The organism is Promicromonospora sp. NPDC050880 (assembly GCF_044456525.1).
Classification (GTDB): Bacteria; Actinomycetota; Actinomycetes; order Actinomycetales; family Cellulomonadaceae; genus Promicromonospora.
Genome location: NZ_JBITFV010000012.1, coordinates 85,796 through 106,857, shown reverse-complemented (window position 1 = coordinate 106,857; position 21,062 = coordinate 85,796). Strand labels below are relative to the sequence as shown.

The window sequence follows — 21,062 nt, the reverse complement described above, 5'->3', positions numbered from 1 at the left end:
CCTCCAGCATCAATGATTTGCACAGCACCAACTATTTCCGATCAGTATGTGATCTGGCTCACTCATCTTGTCGAGGGGGCATGTGACCATGCGGTTGCTGCCAAAATCGGGCCGGTCCTGGCAGCAACCGCATGGTCACCGCCTTCGTGCTGTGGGTCGTCGTCTCGTCGGGCGGGGTGGCAGCTCCTGGTCGGGCCGCCAGCCCTCGCGGTCGAGGACGCGGGCCACGTCGCCGGCGAAGTCGCCGCCCGTGACCTGACCCGGGAAGAACCGCATGACCAGGTTCCGCCCCTCGCGCACCAGATCGTTCTGGCGGAGCGCATCCCGGCGTACCTGACGCTCGGCCCCGTGGAACGCCTGGGAGTCGATCTCGACGACGAGCCACCTGTCGCCACCGAGGTGCCAGGCCAGGTCGGCTCGGCCGAGAAAGCGGCCCCTGACGTCGAAGAAGTCGCGCTGGACGTCGTCGGGGGCGAACCCTGCGTCCTCGGCCCGCAGCCGGGCGTGGCTCTCGGGAGGGGACTCGGCGCGCCCGTCGGCCCGGTCCAGCCACGGGATGACCCGCGCCGAACCCCTCCGGCGCAAGAGATCACGTCGGATGGTCCGCAGGTCCCCAGGCGTGATCAGGCCCTGATGGAGTGCGCTGTCCAGGCATGCGACCGCCTCGTCGCGGCTGAGCGTGGGCAGTGCCTGCACCAGCGCCCGGCGTACGGTGACGACCGTCCTGCCCTCGATCTCGACGGTCTCTTGTTCGGTGGCGTACTGCCGGAAGGCGATCCCGTCCCTGGCCTTGCGTGCGGTGCCTCGGGGGAGTGCCGCCTCCGGGACGATCCGGCGAGGGAGCCCCGCGACGCCGTGCAGAGCCAGCGCGCAGCACCCGACGGCGATCGCCCGCGGGTTGGCGAGCAGGGCCGTCCATGCGGCTCGCCGCCGTTCGATGTCGTAGACGTGCAGCCCCTCGGGTGTCGCGCCCGTGTCGAGCACGCAGCGGGTCACGCGTCGCCACCCGCCTCGCGCGACCAGGTTGCGCCTCCGGGACGGCCCGACTCCAGCCGCGTCGCACTGCTGGGAGGGCAGCAGCCCGCACTGCTGCCGTGCGAGGTGCAGGAGGCTGGTCGGGACTGGTTCCTTGGCGGGCACACCACGATTAGATCGAAGGGCGTTGCGTGACGTCCGTCGTCATCCACAGGACACCATGCGGTTGCTGCCAGGAACGGGCCGGTCCTGGCAGCAACCGCATGGTCGTCGGAGCTGGCGTCGGAGCCGGCGCCGCCGCGGCCGGCGGTGTGCGGCGGCCCGCCCCGGTTGCCCGGTCCCGCTACGATGGGTCCACAGGCATCGACCCGGCTATCACCGGTGAGCCTCCGGAAGAACGGGTGCCCAGCGGGCCGCCCCAGTAGAACCGGACGGGTAGGCCCGTCACAGCCGTCAACGAGCGGTCGCGTGCGCAAGCGGGCGGCAAGCGGGGTGGTACCGCGGCGCACCCAGGTGCGGCGTCCTCGCAGCAGAGCACCACCGAAGTCCACCTGCTGCCGAACCGCTGAACCCGCCAGGAGCCAGAAGAACCATGGCCTATCCGCTGCACCGTCCCAGCGACGCCGAGGGCGCCGTCCCCGCGTCCCCCAGCCTGCCCGACCTCGAGCGCGACGTCCTCGCCTACTGGGAGAAGGACGACACCTTCCGTGCGTCCGTCGAGGCCCGTCCGGCCGGCGAGAACGGCAGCAACGAGTTCGTCTTCTACGACGGCCCGCCGTTCGCCAACGGCCTGCCGCACTACGGCCACCTGCTGACCGGGTACGCGAAGGACGTGGTGCCGCGCTACCGGACCATGCAGGGCCAGCGCGTCGAGCGCCGCTTCGGCTGGGACACCCACGGTCTGCCGGCGGAGCTGGAGGCGATGAGCCAGCTCGGCATCAAGACCAAGGAGGAGATCGTCGAGCTGGGCATCGACAAGTTCAACGCCGCGTGCCGTTCCAGCGTGCTCAAGTACACCGACGAGTGGCGCACCTACGTGACGCGCCAGGCCCGCTGGGTGGACTTCGAGGACGACTACAAGACGCTGGACCCGACCTTCATGGAGAGCGTGGTCTGGGCCTTCAAGTCGCTGTTCGACAAGGGCCTGATCTACGAGGGCTTCCGCGTGCTGCCCTACTGCTGGAACGACCAGACCCCCCTGAGCAACCACGAGCTGCGCATGGACGACGACGTCTACCAGCAGCGTCAGGACCCGGCGGTGACGGTCGGCTTCCGGATCACCGAGGTGCCCGACGGCGCCGACGTGCTCCGCGCCGGCGACCACCTGCTCATCTGGACGACGACGCCGTGGACCCTGCCCTCCAACCTGCTGGTCATGGTGGGCCCCGACGTCGACTACGTGATCGTCGAGTCGTCCTTCACGGGTACCCCGCAGCGCTACGTGCTGGCCGAGGCGCGCGTGGCGGCGTACGCCCGCGAGCTGACGGACGAGGGCAACGAGGAGCCGACCGTCGTCGGGCGCCTGACGGGGAGCGACCTGCTGGGCGCGGCCTACGAGCCGCCGTTCGACTACTTCGAGGGGCACCCGGGTGCGCACCGCGTGGTCGAGGCCGACTTCGTCACCACGACCGACGGCACCGGCCTGGTGCACAACGCCGGCGCCTTCGGTGAGGAGGACAAGCAGGTCACCGACCGCGAGGGCGTGGACCCGGTGATCCCGGTGGGCGCCGACGGCCGCTTCACCTTCCCGGTCGAGGAGTACGTGGGCCTGCAGGTCTTCGACGCGAACGCGCCGATCATGGACCACCTCAAGGCCCGCACGCGCGGCCCGGCCGACGGCGAGGCGGGGCGGACGACGTCGGGCACCGTGCTGCTGCGCCGCGAGCAGTACGCGCACTCCTACCCGCACTGCTGGCGCTGCCGCAACCCGCTGATCTACATGGGCGTGTCCTCGTGGTTCGTCGAGGTGACGAAGTTCAAGGACCGCATGGGCGAGCTCAACCAGGAGATCACCTGGGTGCCGGAGCACATCAAGGACGGCCAGTTCGGCAAGTGGCTGGAGAACGCCCGCGACTGGTCCATCACGCGCAACCGGTTCTGGGGCTCGCCCGTGCCGGTCTGGAAGTCGGATGACCCGCAGTACCCGCGCGTCGACGTGTACGGCTCGTTCGCGGAGCTGGAGCGCGACTTCGGGCGGCTGCCCCTCGACCACGAGGGCAAGCCGAACCTGCACCGGCCGTTCGTCGACGACCTGACCCGGCCCAACCCGGACGACCCGACCGGGAAGTCCACGATGCGCCGTGTCGAGGACGTGCTGGACGTCTGGTTCGACTCCGGCTCGATGCCCTACGGCCAGGTGCACTACCCGTTCGAGAACAGCGACTGGTTCGAGCACCACTTCCCGGGCGACTTCATCGTGGAGTACATCGGGCAGACGCGCGGCTGGTTCTACATGATGCACGTGCTGTCCACGGCGCTGTTCGACCGGCCCGCGTTCAAGACGGCGGTCTCGCACGGCATCGTGCTGGGCTCCGACGGCCGCAAGATGAGCAAGTCGCTGAAGAACTACCCGGACGTCAACGAGGTCTTCGACCGTGACGGGTCCGACGCGATGCGCTGGTTCCTCATGGCCTCGCCGATCCTGCGCGGCGGCAACCTCATCGTCACCGAGGACGGCATCCGTGACGCCGTCCGCCAGGTGCTGCTGCCGCTGTGGAGCACCTACTACTTCTTCACGCTGTACGCCAACGCCGCGAACGACGGCGCGGGCTACTCCGCGCAGCCGCTCACGCCCGAGCGGGTCTCCGGGCTGCCCGTCATGGACCGCTACCTGCTGGCCCGCACGCGCGGCCTGCTGGCCGACGTGACCGAGCAGCTCGACGTCTACGACATCGCCGGTGCCTGCGACTCGGTGCGCCAGTACCTGGACGCGCTGACCAACTGGTACGTGCGCACGCAGCGCGACCGCTTCTGGGCCGAGGACGCCGACGCGTTCGACACCCTGCACACCGCGCTGGAGACGCTCACCCGGGTCATGGCGCCGCTCGCGCCGCTGCTCACGGAGGAGGTCTGGCGGGGCCTGACGGGCGGCCGCTCGGTGCACCTGACCGACTGGCCGTCGCTCGACTCCACGGAGGGCTCCGTGCTCGTGGCCGACGACGCACTCGTCGCCGCCGTCGAGTCCGCGCGGGCCGTGGTGTCGCAGACGCTGGCGCTGCGCAAGGCGAACAAGCTGCGCGTGCGGCAGCCGCTGCGGTCGCTCGTCGTGGCGGTCGCGGACCCGGACGGCGTCGCGCCGTTCACCGGCCTGCTGGAGACCGAGCTGAACGTCAAGGAGGTGCGCCTGGTCGAGTTCTCGCCCGAGGTGGCGGCATCCTTCGGCGTCACCGAGCGGCTCGCGGTCAACGCACGTGCCGCCGGTCCGCGCCTCGGGCGCGGCGTGCAGGCCGTGATCAAGGGCGCGAAGGCGGGCGACTGGTCCGTGGCCCCCTCGGGTGCCGTGGTGGTCACGACGGCGGACGGCGACGTCGAGCTGCTCGAGAGCGAGTACGAGCTGACCACCGTGGTGGCCGGTGACGCGGACTCGGCGGACGTCGCGGCCGCGGTGCTCACCGGCGGCGGTTTCGTGGTGCTCGACCTGGCGCTCGACGACGCGCTGCGTGCCGAGGGGTACGCCCGCGACGTCGTCCGCGACGTGCAGGACGCCCGCAAGGCCGCCGGCCTGCAGGTGGCGGACCGGATCGCGCTGGACCTGACGGTCCCGGCCGAGTGGGTGGCGGCCGTGGAGCAGCACCGCGAGCTGGTGACGCGGGAGACGCTGGCGACGGCGCTCACGGTCACGGCCGGCGCCGAGCGCGCGGTGTCGGTGGCCAAGGCCTGAGAGCCTGAGGACGGGAGGGGCGAGACCGGTGCCGCCGGCCTCGCCCCTCCCGCCGTGTCCGCGCCCTGGATCAGGTGTCGATGCGAGCGTCCCAGTGCTCCAGGATGTCGACCATCGGGATGCCGTAGACGTACGAGAAGCACTGCGTCGGCAGGGACGTGCGGCCGCAGCTGCGGCGGTTCGAGCCGCCGTCGATCATCCCGCGGGCGTACGCCTCACCGCCGATGACGATGTACATGGGCCCGCCGCTGTCGCCCCCGCCGACCGTGACGCCGCCGTCGTCCCGGCTCGCGCGGAACCCGTGACACGTCTCGTCGCCGCAGGTCCAGGCGATGTCGGTGGCCCGGATGGTGGCACAGTGCTCCCCGGTGACCGCACCCGAGCTGCAGATGTTCTGCCCGACGGCGGGCCGCTGCACCTTCGTGACCGGGAACGAGTAGCTCTTGTCCCCGGGAGCCGCGTCCCACGGGCCGCCGAACACGGCCGCGGCCGTCTTGGGGCCGCCGACCGGGTCGATGAGCTGCGCGTCGAGGTGCAGCGCGCGGTCGGTGACCGTACCGAGGCGCTGGCCCGTGCCGTCGCGCACGACGTCGCCGACCCGCTCGTTGCAGTGCGCCGCGGTGACCAGGCGGTGCCCCTCGGGCGTGACGATGGAGAAGCCGGTCGAGCAGTAGTCGGTCCCGTCCGCGGTCGCGATCGCGCCACCCGCGTGCCACGGAGCCTGGTCGTCACGGCGGCTCCCGGCAGTGGACTGGACGCCGCCGTCGACCAGGGTGGCCCGCACGGGTACGCCGGCCGCGCGCTCCAGGTGCTCCGTCAGGTCGGGCCGGGCCGCGACGGCAGAGTCCCGGCTGACCTCGGCGACCAGCCCCGCGTAGTCGGCGGCGGGGAGCACGGCTAGCACGGCGTCCGGCCCGTGCGCCGCGCGCTGACCGTCGAGCAGCCGCGTGCTCGCGGCACGCAGCTCGGCCTCGCTGAAGACGGTGCGCCGCACCTCGACGTTCACCGGGGCCTGCTGCAGCAGCCTGCTGACCTGCGCCGGGGCATGACCCTTCCACGAGACGGTCACCGTGGCGGCGTCGTAGTCGACGGCCACCCCGGCGTAGCCGGGCACCCCGGCGAGCGCCGTGGCGGTGGCGGCGGTGCGGTCGACGGCGGCCTCGCGGGCGTCGGTGGCCTCGCGGGCGTCGGTGGCCTCGCGGGCGTCGGTGGCCCGCGTGTGGGTGCCGGCGGTGTCGTCCGCCGGGAGCGTCCGGGCAGTCCCGGCCGCCTCCACCGGGCCGACGACGCCGCCGCGCACCGGTGTGCCGGTCATGGCCGCCGCCGGGGCGGCGAGGACCGCTGCCAGTGCCATGGCCCCGACGATCATCGTCCGCCGGACAGAGCTGTGTCGTCTCATCGTCGTCCCCCCGAACCGACTCGAGCAGCGCCGACCCGGCGTTGCGGGTGTCATCGTTCTTCACGGGGTGAAAACGTGCAACAGGGGCGTGTGGTGGGGACGAGGCCGAGGTGTCAGGTGGTCTCGTACGTCAGCCTGACGGCGGGGTGAAGGCCCGCTCTGTCTCCACACCCAGCACGTCCAGCGCGATCCCTACGTACGACTGCGTCCCGATGATCAGGCATCCACCGCCCTCGTCGTGTGCGGTCCCAACACTCTGCACGAGCGCGGTCCGGGCATCCAGGACCTTGCCCTGCGATGCCTCGGCCCGGGAGAACGAGAGGTAGTCGTCCGCGCGTGCCGCGATGACCCGGTCGAATCCACGCAGCTCGTCGAAGCATGCCTCGACGTCCTTCGTGTCGGGGAAGCTCGCCACCACTGTGTCCAGCCTGCCGCGCCAGGCGAGGTACTCCGTCACGGCGGCGGAGACGCCGTCGGGCGAGATCGCGCCGTCGACGAGCACGGGTACCTCGTCGAGGACGTGCCGGCTCAGCCGACCCGGCACGTGGACGCTCGCCAAGGCTGCAAGGACCTCGTCGCCCACCGTCCAGCCCGCCACCGCGGCCAGGGCTCGGCCGGCAGCTTCACCGGCGGTGGCGTTCAGCCGCGTCAGGGGCGCCAGGGCTGTGGGGGCCGACGACGGTGAGGACGTCGTGACGGTGACGACTCGGGCTCCCACCGCCGCCGCGGTCTCCTCGATGATCGCCGTCACCTCGGCGTCCTGCTCGACCGTGACGATCGTCCGCGTCGTCGGACCGACGACGCCCAGCAGGTCGCGTGCCACGTCGTCCAGCGTGGGACCGAGCTGCTCGCCGTGCTCGTAGAACACGCGTGTCACCGCGACGACGAGCGGTGCGAACAGGCTGACCTCGTCGGAGCGTCCGCCGAGGCCCTCCTCGAGGACCAGCGCGTCGGCACCACGCGCGGCGGCCCACGCTGCGCCGGTGACCGTGAAGGCGCCCGTGGGGGAGAGGTACCCGTCGTCCGTCGACGGGACCGATGCGCGGGCCCGTTCGAGCGTGCTCGCCAGTTCGTCGTACTCGCGGGGCGTGATGGCGGCACCGTCCAAGCGGATCCGTTCGCGGTTGGTGCGCAGCCCGGGCGAGGTCACGAGTCCCACGTGCGCCGGACGGGTACCCACCAAGGCTGCGGACAGCGTTGCGGCCGCGTGCACGGCGGTGGTCCCCTTGCCCTTGGATCCGACGACGACGAGGACCGGTGGCGTCCGCTCCCATGTGCCCATGGCCTCGCCCACGGCGCGCGCGCGGTCCAGGGACCGGTGCGTGCCGGGCTGCTTGTTGCGCCACTCGTCGAAGAAGGCGACATCTCCGGGAAGGTGCTGAGCGGTCACCGGCCTAGCCTCTCACCGGTCTGGAGGGCCTCAGGTTCGTTCATCCGGTCCGGCCCAGCCATGTGCTCGACCCACTCACGGTCCACGCGAGCACCGCTCCGGGGCTGCGGGATGCGCAGCCGGGCCATCGCGAACAGGGACATCAGCGCGGTGCCGAGACCCAGGGTCGGCCAGTGCGGATCGGGCAGGGCGGCCCCGGCGAGCACCAGGCTGGCCAGCGGCACCACCAGGGCGTTGAGGTTCTGCACCAGCACCGGCCGCAATCGCCGGCGCATCGTGACGACCGTCGCCACCGGCGCCCGGAGCTCCTCGCGCAGACGCGTCGAGACGCGCACGGTCACGTGGGGCGACATCCCGTCGGGAAGGTCCGGCCACAACCGGTTCACCCGTTGCACGCGTCTCATCGACGCCGACTGCGCTGCCGCGACCGGAGGATCGTGATCGGCCACGGCGAGCGCGACCACCTCGCGCCCACCCCACCGGACGAGCACCTGCTGTCCCGAGACGATCCCGAGGCGGTCGAAGACCGCAGGGTGGAGGGTGACAACTGCCGACCCGTCGTCGCCCGCGTGTGCCTGGACGACCCGCGCAGAGAACTCGGGTGCGCGGAACAGTGCGCGCCACAGGTGCTCCAGTGCGTTGTCCACCGAGTTGCGGACTCGCCGGAACCGGCCGATCGCGCTGCTCCGGGCGATCACCTGGGGTGCGGCCGCGACGAGGAGCACGCCCGGGTCGGGTCCGTCTCCGTCGGAAGCAGTGAGCAGACGGAGCTGGTACGCGAGCCGGACGGTGCCGGACAGCACATGGTCGCGTCCCACGGCTCGCACCCACGCCGTGACGCCGCGCTGCATCAACAGGTAGGTCCCTGGCCTGACGTCCGCGGGGTTGACGTGTACCTCGTCGACGCCCGGCATGTCGTCGACGAGCGCCGCGACGGTGCGGAGCTTCATGAGCGGCGGTACCCGGACCGCGACCGATCGTGCGTCGCCCAGCTCCGATCGCAGGCGGCGGCTCACCCCGATCCGGCCTGGTGACAGCGCCTCTGCGGACTCCGGCACGCCGTCCGCCGTCGCGCTCCACGCCCATGCGATGGTCTGTCGCACATCGGTGAGGACGGTGATCGGCACAGGTCCATCGATCCCGGACAGCAGGTCCGGGTGTACGACGGCGGTCGGTAGACCTGACGCGATCCGCACCGGAATGGTCACCAGGTCCGTGGTGGGTGGTACGACGGGCGCCTCGACCAGGTGGGTCAGCAGAGCGACGAGGCGGGTGACAGCCTTTGGCGTCCCCAGGGGCGGCCGCAGGTGTGCGCCGATCTCCACCTGTACCGCCGGGATGCCGAGTTCCTGGGCGAACGCCGTGACCGTCGTGGGGCGCATCGCGTCGAAGACCTGATTGACCGTGACCCGCAGGTCGCTGTCCTCGGCCAGGGTCGAGACGGCTGACGGAACCAGGCCGGCGCCCGTGCCCAGGTCCACATCGGACTCGACCCGCGTGCGCATCCCGTGCAGGTCGATCACGATCGTCGGCCGGAGCTCCGCCAGTCTGTCCTTGAGCGGGTGCTCCCCGTCGAAGTTGGCGTCCCCGGGAGCGCCCAGCGCGACGAGCGCGGTACAGCCGGTCAGGTGCGCGAGCAGGACGGCGAGGCCACCCGTGCCGCGGTCCGCCACCTTGGTCGAACCCGCACGCTCGTGATTGGTGGCGTGCGGTGCCGTCACCACGACACGGGGGCGAGTGGATCCGATGATCTCGAACAGCCCGGGTGTCGGTTCCGCCACATGGTCGGCGACCGAAGACGGCCACGACGAGCCCTCGCCCGCGTACTGGTTGGCGCTGAAGACACGCTCGAAGTCCAGGCTGAGGGTCGGTATGTCGTGGGTTGCGCTCGACGTCTGCTGCTCGTCCGACACCTGCTGAGCCTCCGCGCGAGATCGGCAACCTTGATGCCGGAACCCTATCCTCGTCCCGTGGACGAAGCCTTTGAAGCAGTACGCCGCGAGATCGCATCGCGAGCCCCCGAGATCGACATCGACCCCACCATGGCCCGAGTGCAGCGCGTCCTCGAGCTCCTCGGCGACCCCCACCGCGCCTACCGCACCGTCCACATCACCGGCACCAACGGCAAGTCCTCGACGGCTCGCATGATCGAGCGCCTCGTGCGGGAGCACGGCCTGCGCACCGGACGGTTCACCTCTCCGCACCTGACCAGCGTCACCGAGCGCATCTCCGTCGACGGCGAGCCCCTCAGCCAGGAACGGTTCGTCGAGGTGTTCGAGGACGTCGCGCCCTACATCGGCGTCGTCGACCGCGAGTCGCAGGAGCAGGGCGGGCCCCGTCTCAGCTTCTTCGAGGTGCTCACGGTCATGGCGTTCGCCGCGTTCGCGGACGCGCCCGTGGACGTCGCCGTCGTCGAGGTCGGCATGGGCGGCACGTGGGACTCCACCAACGTGGTGGACGGCGAGGTCGCCGTCATCACGCCCGTCGCCCTGGACCACGAGCGCTGGCTCGGCTCCACCGTCGAGGAGATCGCCACCGAGAAGGCCGGCATCATCAAGGACGGCGCGACCGCCGTCATCGCCGAGCAGACCGACGCCGCGCTCGGCCCCATCCTCGAGGGCGCCGAGAAGGTGGGCGCCCACCTGGTCCGTGAGGGCATCGACCTCGAGGTCGTGGACCGGCGCATCGCCGTCGGCGGGCAGCTCGTCGACCTGCGCACGCCCGCCGGCGTGTACACGGAGATCTTCGTGCCGCTGCACGGGGCCCACCAGGCGCACAACGCGCTGCTGGCGCTCGCGGCCACCGAGGCCCTGATCACCGGCGGGCGCGCCCTGGGGGCGGAGATCGTCGAGGCGGGCTTCGCGGACGTCGAGGTGCCCGGCCGCCTCGAGCTCGTGCGGACCAGCCCGACGGTGCTGGTCGACGTCGCGCACAACCCCGCCGGCGCGGAGGCCCTGGTGGACGCGCTGGAGGAGTCGTTCAACCTGGAGCGCGTCGTCGCCGTCGTCGCGGTCATGGCGGACAAGGACGCCGAGGGTCTCCTGTCCGTCCTGGAGCCGGCCGTCGCGGAGATCGTGGTCACGCGGAACTCGTCGGAACGGTCCGCCGACCCGGAGGACCTGGCCGAGGTGGCGCGCGAGGTCTTCGGCGAGGAGCGCGTGCACGTGGCCGCGCGGCTGGACGAGGCGCTGCAGGTGGCGACGGACCTCGCCGAGGCGGACAACACGAGCAGCACCGGGCTCGGCTCCGGCGTGCTCGTCACCGGCTCCGTGGTGACCGTGGCCGACACGCGGATCCTGGTCGGCCGCGGCTGACCGCGCCGTCCGCCGCGCCCGACCGGGCCGTCCGCCACGGCCCTGCCGGACGGACAGGTCACCCGGGTGACCTGTCCGTCCGGCACCCGGTGTCCTGTACGACCCGGGCCGGTGTGGTGTTACATGAGAACCATGGGACGCGTCCGCCGGCCCGGCGCCGTCGCCGGGTCGCGCAGCCCACGAGGAGGTCGCCGTGAAGAAGCTGCTGAACGATCCTGCTGACGCCGTCGCCGACTCCCTGGCCGGCTTCGCGCTCGCGCATGCCGACCTGGTCCAGGTGAGCACGTCACCCGTGTTCGTCAGCCGTGCCGGGGGCGCGGTGACCGGCAAGGTGGGCCTGGTCAGCGGTGGGGGCTCGGGGCACGAGCCCCTGCACGCGGGGTTCGTGGGCGCAGGCATGCTCGACGCCGCCGTGCCGGGCGCCGTGTTCACCTCGCCGACGCCCGACCAGATCCTGCCCGCGATCCAGGCCGCGGACGGCGGGGCCGGGGTGCTCACGATCGTCAAGAACTACACGGGCGACGTGCTCAACTTCGAGACCGCCGTGGAGCTCGCCGAGGCGGAGGACGTCGAGGTGGCCTCGGTGCTGGTCAACGACGACGTCGCCGTCGAGGACTCCCTGTACACCGCCGGCCGGCGCGGTGTGGCCGGCACGCTCGCCGTCGAGAAGATCGCGGGGGCGGCCGCCGACCGGGGCGCCGACCTGGCGACCGTGAAGGCCGTCGCCGAGCGCGTCGTGGCGAACGTGCGCTCCATGGGCGTGGCCCTGGCCGCGCCCGTCGTGCCGCACGTGGGCCGGCCCAGCTTCGACCTGGGCGACGACGAGATCGAGGTGGGCATCGGCATCCACGGCGAGCCGGGACGGCACCGGGTGCCCGCGGCGAGCGCCGACGAGGTCACCGAGATGCTCCTCACGCCCGTGGCCGACGACCTGGGCCTGACGAGCGGCGAGCGAGTGTTGCTGTTCGTCAACGGTATGGGCGGCACCCCGCTCTCGGAGCTGTACGTGGTCTATGGTCGAGCGCGGCGCCTTCTCGAGGAGCGCGGCGTGACGGTCGCCCGGTCGCTCGTGGGCAACTACGTGACGTCGCTCGAGATGCAGGGGGCGTCGGTCACGGTGCTCCGGCTGGACGACGAGCTGGAGGCTCTCTGGGACGCGCCGGTGAACACTGCGGCACTTCGGTGGTGAGACAGGAAAGGGCTGGCGGACATGGCGTTGGACGCGGACTGGGCGGAGCGATGGGTCCGCCGCACGGCGGATGCCGTGGCGGACGCGAAGGACGAGCTCACCGAGCTCGACCGGCAGATCGGCGACGGCGACCACGGCGAGAACATGCACCGCGGCTTCCAGGCGGTGGTGGCGCGTCTGGACGACGCCGCGGCCGACCAGGGCGCCGGTGACGAGCGGACGGTCGGCGACGTGCTCAAGCTCGTGGCGACCACGCTGATGTCCACCGTGGGCGGTGCGTCGGGCCCGCTGTACGGGACGGCGTACCTGCGCGCGGCGAAGGTGTCGGGCCGGCCGCGGATCGACCCGCCCGTGGTCGTCGCGGTGCTGGAGGCCGCGCTTGAGGGCGTGACCTCGCGCGGCAAGGCGACGGTGGGGGAGAAGACGATGGTGGACGCGTGGCACGCGGCCGTCGAGGCGGCCGAGGCCGCGGCGGGCGGCGGCGGTTCCGAGGTGGACGTGCTGCGGGCGGCGGCGGAGGCCGCCGACTCGGCGGCGACCGGCACCATCCCCATGATCGCGACCAAGGGCCGTGCCTCGTACCTGGGTGAGCGCAGCGCGGGGCACGAGGACCCCGGTGCCCGGTCCACCGCGCTGGTGCTGGGCGCCGCGATGGCCGCGGCCCTGTCCGCCCCGGATGCCGCGCCCGCCGACCCCCACGACGTCGCATGACGGCGCGCGTGGCCCTGCTGCTCGTCTCCCACTCCGCGGACCTGGCCCGCGGCGCCGCGGAGCTCGCCGGGCAGATGGCGCCCGACGTGCTGGTGCGTGGCGTGGGCGGCGGCCCCGACGGCGGCCTGGGCACCTCGCTCGACGCGGTGCAGAAGGCGCTGGCGGAGATCCTGACGGCCCTGGACGACGCCGCGGCGCCGGGCGGGGGCGGCGTCGTCGTGCTCGGGGACCTCGGGTCGTCGGTGCTCACGGTGGAGGCGGCCCTGGAGCTGGACGACACCCTGGCCGAGCACGTGGTGCTGGCGCGGGCCCCGTTCGTGGAGGGCGCGGTCGCGGCAGCGGTGACGGCGCACGGCGGTGCGGACCGGGCCGCCGTGCTGGAGTCGGCCACCGCGTCGGCGTCGATGTTCGCGGCGATCGAGGCGGCGCAGGCGCCGCAGCCGGCCGGTGCGCCGGACGCGGAGAGCGCCACGTCGCGCACCGTGACGGTGCGCAACCCGCTGGGCCTGCACGCGCGGCCGGCGGCGCTCGTGTCGCGCAAGGTGGCCGAGCTCGGTGCGGCCGTGACCGTCGACGGCGTGGACGCCTCCAGCGTGCTGCAGCTCATGGCGCTCGGCGCCACGCAGGGGCGCGAGCTGCGGGTGGAGGCCACGGGGGAGCGCGCGGCCGAGGCGGTGGCCACGGTGGTCGACATGATCGACGGAGGCTTCGGCGAGGTGTGACGCCCGTCTCATCTTTTTGCAGTTGATGAATTTTTGCGCGGGGTGCAAGAATTGAGGCATGGTTCCCACCTCCTCGCGCGAGTCCGTCGCGCCCGCGGACACGTCGGGCCCCGGCCTGCGCGAGCTCGCCGGGGCGCTCGAGGGGTCGCCGGCCGAACAGGGGCTGCGTGAGCGCAAGAAGCGGGCGCGCCGCCTGGCCCTGATCGACGCCGCGCAGGAGCTCGTCGCGGAGCACGGCTTCGACGCCGTCACCGTCGAGATGATCAGCGCGGAGGCAGGCGTCTCGCCGCGCACCTTCTTCAACTACTTCGAGTCGAAGGACGACGCCGTGATCGGCGCGGAGGACGCCGGGCTGCCGGAGGCCGTCGTCCGGACGTTCGTGGAGGGCGGGCCCACCGGCCGTCTGCTGTCCGACCTCGAGGCCCTGGTCGCCGCCCTGCTCGCCACGGCCGACGAGGCCCACGACCGGGTGAAGCGGGCCATGGACCTGATGCAGCACGAGCCGCGTCTCCTGCGCCGCCACGTGGTCTGGATGGACCGGCACAAGAACCAGCTCGTCGAGCTCTTCGAGGCCCGGCGGGCGCACACCCCGTTCAGCACCGACACCGAGCTGCTGACGATGCTCGTCCTGCTCCTCCTGCGCACCTCGCTCGTCGCCTGGGAGCACGCCGGCTACGCCGGCAGCCCGGCCGACCACCTGCCCGGCGCCGTCGCGCAGCTCGTCGACGTCGTCGCACGCGACCTCGACTGAACCTCCTCCTCGTCCCGCACCTCGCACGACCTGATCCCCAGAAAGGCGTCACCCATGAGCCACGCCGTCGCCACGGCGCCGGACAAGCCGCTGGTCGTCCTGAACCAGCGCACGATCTGGCTGATCTTCGGGGCCCTGATGGCCTCCATGTTCCTGTCCTCCCTGGACCAGACCATCGTCGGTACCGCCATGCCCACCATCGTGGGCGAGCTCAACGGTGTGGAGCACCAGGGCTGGGTCATCACGGCCTACATCCTGGCGATCGCCGTCGCGATGCCGCTGTACGGCAAGTTCGGTGACCTGTACGGCCGGCGCTGGCCGTTCCTCGTGGCGGTCGGCCTGTTCGTGGTCGCCTCCCTCGGCGGCGGCATGGCGCAGTCCTTCGAGGCCCTCGTGGCCTGGCGCGCCGTGCAGGGCCTCGGCGGCGGTGGCCTGATGATCCTGTCGCAGGCGATCATCGCCGACATCATCCCGGCGTCCGACCGCGGCAAGTACATGGGCCCGATGGGTGCCCTGTTCGGCATCTCCGCCGTCGCCGGCCCGCTGCTCGGCGGCTGGCTCACCGACGGCCCCGGCTGGCGCTGGACCTTCTGGATCAACGTGCCGATCGGCATCGCCGCCTGGTTCATCGCCTACTTCGCGCTCAAGCTGCCCTCGCACCGCTCGGGTCGGCCCACCGACTGGGGCGGCATTCTCACCATGGCGCTCGGCACCACCGGCATCGTGCTGCTGACGAGCTGGGAGTCGCTCGGCCACGACGGCTACGACTGGTCCGACCCGACGCTGCTGGGCGTGCTGCTCGGCACCGCCGTCATGGTCGGCCTGTTCATCCTCATCGAGAACCGGGTGGCGGAGCCGCTCATCCCGCTGCGGCTGTTCAAGAACCGCACCTTCACCATCACCACGCTCATCGGCCTGGTGCTCGGCATGGGCATGTTCTCCGCCATGGCGATGCTGCCGACGTTCCTGCAGATGTCCGCGGGCGCGGGCGTCACGGAGTCCGGCCTGCTGATGCTCCCGATGATGGCCGGCGTGATGCTGACCTCGATCCTCTCCGGCTTCGCCATCTCCAAGACGGGCCGCTACAAGATGTACCCCGTGGTCGGCCTCGCCGTCACGATCCTCGGCATGATCTGGCTGACCCGCCTCGAAGGCGGCATGTCGCTGTGGCTCTTCGGCGCGATGATCTTCGTGCTCGGCGCCGGCATGGGCCTGATCATGCAGACCATCGTGCTCGCGGTGCAGAACTCGGTGGACCCGCACGAGCTGGGCACGGCGACGTCGTCGAACAACTTCTTCCGCGAGATCGGTGCCGCCGTCGGTACGGCTGCGTTCACCACGGTGTTCACCTCGCGCCTGACGGACAACCTGGGTGAGGTCTTCGCGGGGCTGCCCGAGGGGGCCGCACCGGCGGGCGGCGGCTCCGGCCTGACGCCGGCACTCGTGGAGCAGCTCCCCGAGCCCCTGCGCAGCGGCGTCGTCGACGCGTTCGCCGACTCGCTCGCCCCGGCGTTCTGGTACCTGGTGCCGCTGGTCGTGGTGGGCCTGGTGCTCGCGCTGTTCCTCAAGGAGGTCAAGCTCTCCAACGAGGCCGGCATGGTCGCCCGCGGCGAGGCGGTCGTGGAGGGTGCGGGCACGCCCGCGGCCGACGTCGTGACCGATGCCGACACGGTCGCCGTCGCCGAGCCCGGGGCGGACCCGGTCCCCGGTCGCAAGGAGACGGATATCCTGGACCGGTGAGCAAGGACCGACCCGCCCCCGGCGACCGCATCAGGCCCAAGAAGTCCGCACTGGTGCAGTTCACGTCCACCACGCTGCTGCTCGAGGTGTTCCTCGTGCTGTTCGCGACGCTCGCGGTGTGGGGCCTGCGCGACTCGGACTTCGGGCGCGGGCCCCTGCGCATCGAGTCGAGCGCGGCGATCTGGGTGCTGGGCGGCGTCCTGGTCCTGGTGCTGCTCGTCCTGTCCCGGGCGCAGGGAACGCCGGCCGGCCGGGCGGCCGGGACGGTCGCCCAGGTGCCCGTGCTCGCCATGGGCCTGCTGGTGCCGATGATGTTCCTCGTCGGCGGCATCTTCGTGGTCCTGTGGGTCTACGCGCTGCGCCTGGGCGCGCGCGTGGACCGCGAGCGGGCGGAGTACGACGCCGCCCACCCGGAGACGGCACCGAACGCCTCCTGACCCCGAACGCCTCCTGCCCCCGGACGCCCCCGTCACCCTGGTGACGGGGGCGTCCGCACCTCTGCAGCCCGATAAGGTGGGCGCCATGACCGACGTCGCAGAGAAGACCCTGCCCACGGAGGCCTCGACGCAGCCCGTGGCCGAGCGCACCCTCGTCCTCGTCAAGCCGGACGGCGTGCGCCGTGGCCTGTCGGGGGAGGTCCTGCGCCGCATCGAGGCCAAGGGCTACACGCTGCGCGCCGTGCAGCTCAAGGACGCCACCGCCGAGCTGCTGGCCGCGCACTACGCCGAGCACGAGGGCAAGCCGTTCTACGGCCCCCTGGTCGAGTTCATGATGTCGGGCCCGGTCCTGGCCGTCGTGGCCGAGGGCGAGGGCGTGATCCCGGGCTTCCGTTCCCTGGCCGGCGCCACCAACCCGACCGACGCCCTCCCCGGCACGATCCGCGGCGACCTGGGCCGCGACTGGGGCACGAAGGTGCAGCAGAACCTGGTGCACGGTTCGGACTCGGCCGAGTCCGCCGCCCGCGAGATCGCCCTCTGGTTCCCCGAGCTGGGCTGAGATCCCGCAGGACGGCGCGGCCGCTGACCTGTCGGACCGTAGGAGCAGAGCGTCCGTCCGGGACGTGCGCGGCGTCGTCCGCGCGTCCCGGACGGACGCTCTGCTTCGGCGTACATCCGCCGTATGTCCGACGTTCAACCCGTATCCACAGTTAGGCTCACCCAGTGCACCTCAAGACGCTCACGCTCCGGGGATTCAAGTCCTTCGCGTCGGCGACCACCCTTGAGCTGGAGCCGGGCATCACCTGCGTGGTGGGCCCCAACGGCTCCGGCAAGTCGAACGTGGTCGACGCCCTGGCCTGGGTCATGGGTGAGCAGGGCGCCAAGTCGCTGCGCGGCGGCAAGATGGACGACGTCATCTTCGCCGGCACGTCCGGCCGCGCGCCCCTGGGCCGTGCCGAGGTCTCCCTCACGATCGACAACACCGACGGCGCGCTGCCGATCGACTACACCGAGGTGACGATCTCGCGCACGCTGTTCCGCAGCGGCGGTTCCGAGTACGCGATCAACGGCAACAGCTGCCGCCTGCTGGACATCCAGGAGCTGCTGAGCGACTCCGGCATCGGCCGCGAGATGCACGTCGTGGTGGGGCAGGGACAGCTCGACGCCGTCCTGCGTGCCACCCCCGAGGAACGGCGAGGCTTCATCGAGGAGGCCGCCGGGGTGCTCAAGCACCGCAAGCGCAAGGAGAAGGCGCTGCGCAAGCTCGACGCGATGCAGGGCAACCTCGCGCGCCTGGGCGACCTGACCGCCGAGCTGCGGCGCCAGCTCGGCCCGCTCGGCCGGCAGGCCGAGGCCGCGCGCAAGGCCCAGACCGTGCAGCGCGACCTGCGCGACGCCAAGGCCCGCCTGCTCGCCGACGACCTGGCCCAGCTCACCGCCCAGCTCGAGCAGGAGCTCGCCGACGAGCGGTCGCTCAAGCAGCGGCAGGCCGAGACGGAGGCCGCGCTCACCGAGGCCCGTGGCACCCTGGCCCGGCTGGAGGCCGCGATGTCGGCCGAGTCGCAGCAGGTCAGCCAGGCCGGGGACACCGTCTTCGCGCTGTCCCAGACGCGTGAGCGGCTGCGCAGCCTGCAGTCCCTGGCCGGGGAGCGCGCCCGCCTGCTCGGCACCGCCGAGCCCGCGCACCAGGGCCAGGACCCCGACGACCTCGAGGCCCAGGCGGCCCGCGCCCGCGCCAGCGAGGAGGAGCTGGTCACCGAGGTCGAGATGGCCCGCGAGGTCGTGGAGACCGCCGTCGACGCCCGGGCGGAGGCCGAGGCGGCCGCGCAGGCTGCCGAGCGGTCGCACGCGGCGCTGCTGCGTGCCGCCGCGGACCGGCGCGAGGGCCTGGCGCGCCTGGCCGGCCAGGTTGCCGCACGCCGCAGCCGCGTCGAGGCAGCGCAGTCCGAGCTGGACCGCCTGCGGGAGGCACTGCTGGAGGCCGAGCAGCGGGTCGAGGAGACCTCGCGCGAGCTCGGCGCCCTCGAGGCCGAGGTCGGCGGGGGCGGCGAGGACGGCGTGGAGGGGCTCGACGTCGCGCACGAGGCGGCGTCCGAGGTGCTGGAGCTCGCCAAGGCCGAGGTGCGCCACCTCCAGGAGCAGGTCACCACGGCGGAACGGGACCGCAGCGCGGCGGCCGCCAAGGTGGAGGCACTGGAGCTGAGCCTGGACCGCAAGGACGGCGCGGGCACCCTGCTGGCCGCCGACCACGCAGGCGTGCTCGGCTCGGTCGCGGCGCTCCTGGGCATCGAGGCCGGTTTCGAGGACGCGGTGGCCGCCGCGCTCGGCCCGGTGGCGGACGCCGTGGCCGTGGCGGGCGTCGACGAGGCCGTGGACGCGCTGCGGCTGCTCCGGGACCAGGACGCCGGCCGCGCCAGCCTGGTCGTGGGCGGCGCCGCCGCGGAGGCCGGCCGCCCCGACGTCGAGCTGCCCGCGGGCGCCCGCTGGGCCACGGACGTGGTGCAGGTCGCGGGCCCGGCGTCGGCCGCGCTGCGGACGATCCTGCGCGACGTCGTCGTGGTGGACGACCTGGCGCGTGCCCGTGTGCTCGTGCGTGACCAGCCCGTGGTCGCGGTCACCCGGGCCGGCGACCTGCTGGGTGCCACGCGTGCCTGGGGCGGGTCGGCGGCCGCGCCCAGCGTGCTGCACCTGCAGTCGGCGCTCGACGAGGCGAAGGCGGCGCGCGACGAGGCGGCGGCCCGGGAGGCCGACGGCTCGGTGCACCTGGAGCGTGCCCGCGCCGAGCGCGCCGCGGCCCAGGAACGCTACGACGAGACGCTGGCCCGCCTCGGGGAGGCGGACGCCGCGCGCGCCGCCGCCGCCGAGCAGCTCGGGTCCCTGGGCGCCGCTGCCCGGGCCGCCCGGGCCGAGGCCGACCGGCACCGCGCCGCGCTGGAGCAGGCGCAGACGCGCCGCGCGGAGGACGAGCTCGAGCTGGAGGCGCTCGTCGAGCGCATGACGATCGCCGAGGAGGAGCCCGACGACGGCGAGGGCTCCGTCGACGAGCTGCAGGCCCAGCGGGACGCCGCCGCCGAGGCCGCGACCGCCGCGCGCGGGCGCGAGACCGAGGCGCGGCTGGCCCTGCGCACGGCGGAGGAGCGGGCCCGCGCGGTGTCCGGCCGCGCGCAGGCGCTGGTCGCGGCGGCCGAGCAGGAACGGGAGGCCCGCGCCCGCGCGGCCGAGCGCGAGGAGGCCCGACGGCGCGACGCGGCGCGGGCGCTGGAGGTCCAGCAGGGCGTCGCCGTGGCGCTGGAGGCCATCGCGCGGTCGCTCGACCGGGCGACGGCCGAGAAGGCCGCCGCCGAGGAGGCCCGCGCCGCCGGCTCGGAGCAGCTCCTGGCCGTGCGCGGGAGCGTCGAGTCGCTCACCGCCGAGCTGCGCGAGCTGACCGACGTGGCGCACCGCGACGAGGTGGCCCGCGCGCAGCAGATGCTCCGCCTGGAGCAGCTCCAGACCCGCGCGACCGAGGAGCTGGGCACCGACCCCGACGTGCTCGTGGAGGAGTTCGGCCCGCACCAGATGGTGCCCGTCTACGAGGGGGACGTCGCGGTCCGGGGCCGCAAGCGACGCGCCGTCGTCGAGCGGGACGAGGAGGGCAACCCCATCCGGTACGCGGGTGACCCGCCGCTGCCGCGCGGCGCCGCCGCGCGCGAGGACGCGCTCATCGCGCGGACGCGTGCCCTGCACGAGGCGGGCCTGCGGCCCGACGACCCGGCGGCGACCGCGGTGGTCGTCGCGGCGGCCGGGGCGGAACCCGCCGAGGAGCCGGCGCCGGACGGCGAGGCGGGGGTCGAGGAGGCCGCACCGGCCGAGCCGAAGCCCGACCGGATGGTCCCGTACGTCCGCGAGGAGCAGGAGGCGCGGCTGGCCAAGGCCGAGAAGGCGCTGTCGCGGATCGGCGCCGTGAACCCGCTCGCGCTGGAGGAGTTCGCGGCCCTGGAGGAGCGGCACCAGTTCCTCACCGACCAGCTCGCGGACCTGAAGAAGTCGCGGGAGGACCTGCTCCAGATCGTCGACGACATCGACGAGCGCGTGCAGCAGGTGTTCGCCGAGGCGTTCCAGGACACGGCGGCCAAGTTCCTGGAGATCTTCCCGCGGCTGTTCCCGGGTGGCGAGGGCAAGCTCACGCTCACGGAGCCGGAGAGTCTGCTGACCACCGGCATCGAGGTCGAGGCGCGGCCCGCGGGCAAGAAGGTCAAGCGGCTCTCGCTGCTGTCGGGCGGCGAGCGCTCGCTCGCGGCGGTCGCGTTCCTCGTGTCGATCTTCAAGGCCCGGCCCAGCCCGTTCTACATCATGGACGAGGTCGAGGCGGCGCTCGACGACGTGAACCTCGGGCGTCTCATCGAGATCTTCAAGGAGCTGCAGAAGGACAGCCAGCTCATCGTGATCACGCACCAGAAGCGCACCATGGAGGTCGCGGACGCCCTGTACGGCGTGACCATGCGGGGCGACGGCGTCACGACGCTGATCAGCCAGCGCATGGGCGACCGGGAGACGGTCACCGCCTGAGCCCGA

14 protein-coding genes are annotated in these 21,062 nt (G+C 72.8%); 10 read left to right on the top strand and 4 right to left on the bottom strand.

What is annotated here, in order from left to right; translation table 11 throughout:
• Nucleotides 1-135: 135 nt before the first annotated feature.
• Nucleotides 136-1,140 (bottom strand): hypothetical protein, encoded by a 1,005-nt coding sequence (locus ACIBBF_RS18605; protein WP_397416159.1) that lies wholly within the window; start codon nt 1,138-1,140, stop codon nt 136-138.
• Nucleotides 1,141-1,567: 427 nt separating this feature from the next.
• On the opposite strand from ACIBBF_RS18605, the gene ileS reads away from it, so the two are divergent.
• On the top strand, nt 1,568-4,855 hold the full coding sequence (gene ileS, locus ACIBBF_RS18600) for an isoleucine--tRNA ligase (RefSeq protein ID WP_397416157.1): 3,288 nt from the start codon (nt 1,568-1,570) through the stop codon (nt 4,853-4,855).
• 70 nt (nt 4,856-4,925) lie between these two features.
• Here the strand turns inward: ileS and ACIBBF_RS18595 are convergent, their stop codons facing one another.
• The 3 genes from ACIBBF_RS18595 to ACIBBF_RS18585 all read right to left on the bottom strand — a co-directional run bounded on the left by ACIBBF_RS18595 (nt 4,926) and on the right by ACIBBF_RS18585 (nt 9,557).
• Nucleotides 4,926-6,209, bottom strand: a complete 1,284-nt coding sequence (locus ACIBBF_RS18595; RefSeq protein ID WP_397416154.1) for a hypothetical protein — start codon at nt 6,207-6,209, stop codon at nt 4,926-4,928.
• Between the two features lie 175 nt (nt 6,210-6,384).
• Entirely contained in the window at nt 6,385-7,644 is a 1,260-nt protein-coding gene (locus ACIBBF_RS18590) for a hypothetical protein (RefSeq protein ID WP_397416151.1), read from the bottom strand.
• The gene (locus ACIBBF_RS18585; protein WP_397416148.1) at nt 7,641-9,557 is read right to left on the bottom strand and encodes a hypothetical protein; all 1,917 of its coding nucleotides are present in this window, start codon (nt 9,555-9,557) and stop codon (nt 7,641-7,643) included. Before ACIBBF_RS18585 ends, ACIBBF_RS18590 begins: the two co-directional genes overlap by 4 nt.
• A gap of 33 nt (nt 9,558-9,590) precedes the next feature.
• On the opposite strand from ACIBBF_RS18585, the gene ACIBBF_RS18580 reads away from it, so the two are divergent.
• The 9 genes from ACIBBF_RS18580 to ACIBBF_RS18540 all read left to right on the top strand — a co-directional run bounded on the left by ACIBBF_RS18580 (nt 9,591) and on the right by ACIBBF_RS18540 (nt 21,056).
• Nucleotides 9,591-10,958 carry a bifunctional folylpolyglutamate synthase/dihydrofolate synthase gene (locus ACIBBF_RS18580; RefSeq protein WP_397416145.1) on the top strand — a complete coding sequence of 456 codons (1,368 nt, stop codon included), beginning with the start codon at nt 9,591-9,593 and terminating at the stop codon, nt 10,956-10,958.
• A 193-nt stretch (nt 10,959-11,151) separates the two neighbouring features.
• Nucleotides 11,152-12,147, top strand: coding sequence for a dihydroxyacetone kinase subunit DhaK (gene dhaK / locus ACIBBF_RS18575; RefSeq protein WP_397416142.1), 996 nt, complete (start codon nt 11,152-11,154; stop codon nt 12,145-12,147).
• A 21-nt stretch (nt 12,148-12,168) separates the two neighbouring features.
• Nucleotides 12,169-12,858: a dihydroxyacetone kinase subunit DhaL gene (dhaL, locus tag ACIBBF_RS18570; RefSeq protein ID WP_397416139.1), complete on the top strand. Its 690-nt coding sequence runs from the start codon at nt 12,169-12,171 to the stop codon at nt 12,856-12,858.
• The gene (locus ACIBBF_RS18565; protein WP_397416136.1) at nt 12,855-13,580 is read left to right on the top strand and encodes an HPr family phosphocarrier protein; all 726 of its coding nucleotides are present in this window, start codon (nt 12,855-12,857) and stop codon (nt 13,578-13,580) included. Before dhaL ends, ACIBBF_RS18565 begins: the two co-directional genes overlap by 4 nt.
• A 58-nt stretch (nt 13,581-13,638) precedes the next feature.
• Nucleotides 13,639-14,331 carry a TetR/AcrR family transcriptional regulator gene (locus ACIBBF_RS18560; RefSeq protein ID WP_397416133.1) on the top strand — a complete coding sequence of 231 codons (693 nt, stop codon included), beginning with the start codon at nt 13,639-13,641 and terminating at the stop codon, nt 14,329-14,331.
• A 54-nt stretch (nt 14,332-14,385) separates the two neighbouring features.
• Entirely contained in the window at nt 14,386-16,071 is a 1,686-nt protein-coding gene (locus tag ACIBBF_RS18555; protein WP_397416130.1) for an MDR family MFS transporter, read from the top strand.
• Nucleotides 16,068-16,508 carry a DUF4233 domain-containing protein gene (locus ACIBBF_RS18550; protein ID WP_397416127.1) on the top strand — a complete coding sequence of 147 codons (441 nt, stop codon included), beginning with the start codon at nt 16,068-16,070 and terminating at the stop codon, nt 16,506-16,508. Before ACIBBF_RS18555 ends, ACIBBF_RS18550 begins: the two co-directional genes overlap by 4 nt.
• An 85-nt stretch (nt 16,509-16,593) precedes the next feature.
• Nucleotides 16,594-17,067 (top strand): nucleoside-diphosphate kinase, encoded by a 474-nt coding sequence (ndk, locus tag ACIBBF_RS18545; protein WP_397416125.1) that lies wholly within the window; start codon nt 16,594-16,596, stop codon nt 17,065-17,067.
• Nucleotides 17,068-17,231: 164 nt separating this feature from the next.
• Nucleotides 17,232-21,056 carry a chromosome segregation SMC family protein gene (locus ACIBBF_RS18540; RefSeq protein WP_397416122.1) on the top strand — a complete coding sequence of 1,275 codons (3,825 nt, stop codon included), beginning with the start codon at nt 17,232-17,234 and terminating at the stop codon, nt 21,054-21,056.
• Nucleotides 21,057-21,062 lie beyond the last annotated feature (6 nt).

What these genes read in the sequence shown, in the direction of transcription:
- ileS (WP_397416157.1), top strand. Translation starts at nt 1,568, where the DNA reads ATGGCCTATCCGCTGCACCGTCCCAGCGACGCCGAGGGCGCCGTCCCC.
- ACIBBF_RS18595 (WP_397416154.1), bottom strand. Translation starts at nt 6,209, where the DNA reads ATGGCACTGGCAGCGGTCCTCGCCGCCCCGGCGGCGGCCATGACCGGC.
- ACIBBF_RS18580 (WP_397416145.1), top strand. Translation starts at nt 9,591, where the DNA reads ATGCCGGAACCCTATCCTCGTCCCGTGGACGAAGCCTTTGAAGCAGTA.
- dhaL (WP_397416139.1), top strand. Translation starts at nt 12,169, where the DNA reads ATGGCGTTGGACGCGGACTGGGCGGAGCGATGGGTCCGCCGCACGGCG.
- ACIBBF_RS18565 (WP_397416136.1), top strand. Translation starts at nt 12,855, where the DNA reads ATGACGGCGCGCGTGGCCCTGCTGCTCGTCTCCCACTCCGCGGACCTG.
- ACIBBF_RS18560 (WP_397416133.1), top strand. Translation starts at nt 13,639, where the DNA reads ATGGTTCCCACCTCCTCGCGCGAGTCCGTCGCGCCCGCGGACACGTCG.
- ACIBBF_RS18555 (WP_397416130.1), top strand. Translation starts at nt 14,386, where the DNA reads ATGAGCCACGCCGTCGCCACGGCGCCGGACAAGCCGCTGGTCGTCCTG.
- ndk (WP_397416125.1), top strand. Translation starts at nt 16,594, where the DNA reads ATGACCGACGTCGCAGAGAAGACCCTGCCCACGGAGGCCTCGACGCAG.